Below are 421 nucleotides of genomic sequence, written 5' to 3'. Positions count from 1 at the left end.
CTCATGATTTTCTAGCATGTAAAGCAAGCCGAATGACCTATCATTGTAAAATTCTTCTTCTGATTTGAATCGTTCAACAAGTTTATCATAAAGTCCGTCGCGTTTAAGTCCGCCAGAAGTGATGTAAATACTTTGCCAGTTATCTTGTTTTTGACGTGAACCTTTATTAACTGACTCTGTTATATCCTCGCCATAGGTATGGACTTCATCAAATATATTAAGGGAACTGTTACCACCTTGCGCTCGTAAAGTATCATTTGTTTGCTTTTTAAAAGTGGTTTTGAAAGACGTAAATTCTAGCCCTTGTTTTGTACTCTTGAAAATCTTGTTTTCATTGTACACTCTTAATGTATCACTTGCTTCCGTTTGATTCCTAACTTGGTCAAATACGTGTCTAGCCTGTGTATTATCGTATGCAATA

At 35.6% G+C, this 421-nt stretch carries 1 protein-coding gene; it reads right to left on the bottom strand.

All coding sequences use genetic code 11. From position 1 onward, the window contains the following. Positions 1 to 421 (bottom strand): terminase large subunit domain-containing protein (locus FDW96_RS12740; protein WP_212732897.1); only part of this gene is annotated, 421 nt, incomplete at both ends.

This window comes from Citrobacter sp. TBCS-15 (genome assembly GCF_005280815.1).
Classification (GTDB): domain Bacteria; phylum Pseudomonadota; class Gammaproteobacteria; order Enterobacterales; family Enterobacteriaceae; genus Citrobacter; species Citrobacter werkmanii.
The sequence above is the reverse complement of the archived record's forward strand: the minus strand, read 5'-3'. Positions and strand labels throughout refer to the sequence as shown.